Source organism: Dulcicalothrix desertica PCC 7102 (assembly GCF_003991905.1).
GTDB lineage: Bacteria > Cyanobacteriota > Cyanobacteriia > Cyanobacteriales > Nostocaceae > Dulcicalothrix > Dulcicalothrix desertica.
On the sequence record NZ_RSCL01000088.1, the window covers coordinates 1 to 2,748 of the forward strand.

Consider the following 2,748-nt stretch of genomic DNA (forward strand, 5'->3'; position numbering starts at 1 on the left):
TGGAGAGCGAAAAATTTTGGGGGAGCTGGGCTAATAATGCGGTAAAATAACACAATGTCCAATTCATCTGAACCAATCGTTTACCAGTTAAAAATATTACTGCTTGGTATTAGTCCAGCAATTTGGAGACGGGTACTCGTTACCAGCAATAGCACAATAGAAGATTTACACTACACCATTCAGCTAGCAATGGGGTGGTCAGATATGCACTTACACAACTTCCGGATTCATGGTAGGGATTACGGGATTACACGAACACGCGGAAAAATATTTAGTGACCTTGCATCCGAAGTCAAACTTGCAACATTTGGTTTTAGGGAGAAAGAAAAATTTTTATACGAGTATGACTTCAGTATTAGCCCAGTGCCAGGGGGTGCATGGCGCCACTGGTGGCGCCATCAAATTCGAGTAGAAGCCATAAAGGTATCAGAACAAGATAAATTTTATCCTGTATGCACTGGTGGAAAAAGTGTTTGCCCTCCTGAAGGCTGTGGTGGTCCTTGGGGTTTTATGAAAGCGAGAGAAGAATTTTCTCTTTCAATTCCAGATGTGCTTGAGCGCTTTGCTTCAATATTAAGGAACAAAAAAATTGATATGAGCAGAGAAGAAGCTGCCGAGCTACGGGACTGGCTAGCGGTTTACCGAAACGAATTTGACTGTCAAAAAGTTAACCAACATCTATTAAAATACTTTACGGGAGATAGAGAATCATTATTTTTTTCTGAGGGAATAGAGTGAAGTTTAAAGTCCAGGTTGTTATTGAGTCCGATGGGGGTGAGACCCAGCTAATCCAAGAAGTTGCACAAATTGAAAGGGTCAATTTACAACCTGATAATTTGGGACTAACTATTGCAGAAGCAAAGCAAATATTGCACAACACACAACGTCATATAGCCATTCAACAGGTAGCCGAATACGAGAAGCAACAGGAGTTTTGCCCTGATTGCAACAGTAAACTGCTCCATAAAGATAAGCGTACTATTGTATACAGAACACTATTTGGTAAGTTACAACTGTCATGCAGGAGATTGTTTAATTGTGACTGTAACGAACAACCGACTCGCACCTTTAACCCAGTTGCAAAGTTATTAAAAGAACGTACATCACCCGAATTACTTTACCTTGAATCAAAATATGCATCCCTCATGTCTTACGGGCTTTCTGTTAAATTATTGTCAGAGATACTGCCTATAGAAGGAGAAATAAACGCTACATCGATACGTAATAATTTACATACTTTAGGCGAACGTTTGGAATCAGAGCTACCTCCAGAAAAAGGAATATTAATAGAAGGTTGCCAAAGGGACTGGGATAGCCTGCCCAAACCTGATTTGCCTTTGGTGGTCGGTATGGATGGAGGGTATGTACGTTTTTATGATAGGAAATCGTCTGAATCTGGACAATTTCAAGTTATTGCAGGTAAAAGTATAAAAGCAGACGGTACATCTAAGACTTTTGGTATGGTTGCTAGCTACGACACAAAGCCGCAACGTCGTATATTCGAGGTGCTGAAGTCCCAAGGGATGCAGATGAATCAACAGGTAACATTCCTATCGGATGGAGAAGAGAGTATACGTGAATTACAGTATTATCTCAACCCTAACGCGGAACATATACTTGATTGGTTTCACATCACAATGCGAATAACTGTGATGACACAAATTGCTAAGGGTATAACGAAAGAAGATGTTGACTTAGACATTTCCTCGGAATCTATCCAAGAAGATTTGAAGAAAATAAAGTGGAGCCTGTGGCACGGTAATGTATTTAAGGGATTGTTAAAAATCGACGATTTACTCGATAGCGCCCAGATACTAGCTTCAGATGATTATGATGACAAGAGCGAAGCAGCACAAAAACTCTGCGACCATTTAGAAGATTTTGCAACCTATATTGAAAATAACGGGCAGTATATCCCAAATTATGGCGACCGCTATTACAACGGAGAGCCTATCTCAAGTTCATTTGTTGAGTCCGCTGTCAACCAGATTATTAGCAAGCGCTTCGTTAAAAAGCAGCAAATGCGTTGGACTATGGAGGGCGCCCATCTTCTGATTCAAGTGCGAACACAGGTTTTAAATTCTGAGTGGGCGGAAAAATTTCGCTCTTGGTATCCTGGACTGACTTTGGGGTGCGAGCAAGAGTTGTTACAAGCGGCTTAAATTATTTCTTTATGGTGAAATAAGCATCTCCCGCCACTTGACGAGCGGTCGTACACTAGTACCAAGAAAATAAGTATGTGTGAAAGTATCTCAAAAATCAGGGCAAGAATACGACAATTTTGAATTAAAAAGTATGTATTGAGTGTAGAAATAGTTGAATCAAAAAGTTACTTTTGTTGCGATAAAAGTATTTACTCTCTTGAGCTACAATTTTATATATCAATTCTTAAGATGTCAAAATTATTACTGTTAAACCGAGTAAAGTCTAATAATGTCTGAAATTATAATTTTTCACAATGGCGAATAAATTCTTATGAATCAGGCATTTTTTTGACAACCGTATTAATTAAGTATAAATATTACGATAGTATCAGCGTCTAAATACGCAAATATTTCTTACAATAGAAACAGATACTTACTGACTACTTTTAGTGTAACTTATACAGCAAGTTGAAAATAGAAGTATTACTTAGTACTTTAAAAAAGTAACTAATGGATATCATTCATGTGTGCTATCAAGCAACTATTACTCTACACTTTTGATGATTAAAAGTATTTTAGGTAAAGAGAATACATTATACTCTTT

Annotated in this window: 2 protein-coding genes; both read left to right on the plus strand. The window is 38.2% G+C overall.

Annotated elements, in window-relative coordinates; translation table 11 throughout:
* Positions 1-54: 54 nt before the first annotated feature.
* Positions 55-738: a plasmid pRiA4b ORF-3 family protein gene (locus tag DSM106972_RS50845; RefSeq protein WP_127087837.1), complete on the plus strand. Its 684-nt coding sequence runs from the start codon at positions 55-57 to the stop codon at positions 736-738.
* Positions 735-2,162, plus strand: a complete 1,428-nt coding sequence (locus DSM106972_RS50850; RefSeq protein WP_127087838.1) for an ISKra4 family transposase — start codon at positions 735-737, stop codon at positions 2,160-2,162. Before DSM106972_RS50845 ends, DSM106972_RS50850 begins: the two co-directional genes overlap by 4 nt.
* Positions 2,163-2,748 lie beyond the last annotated feature (586 nt).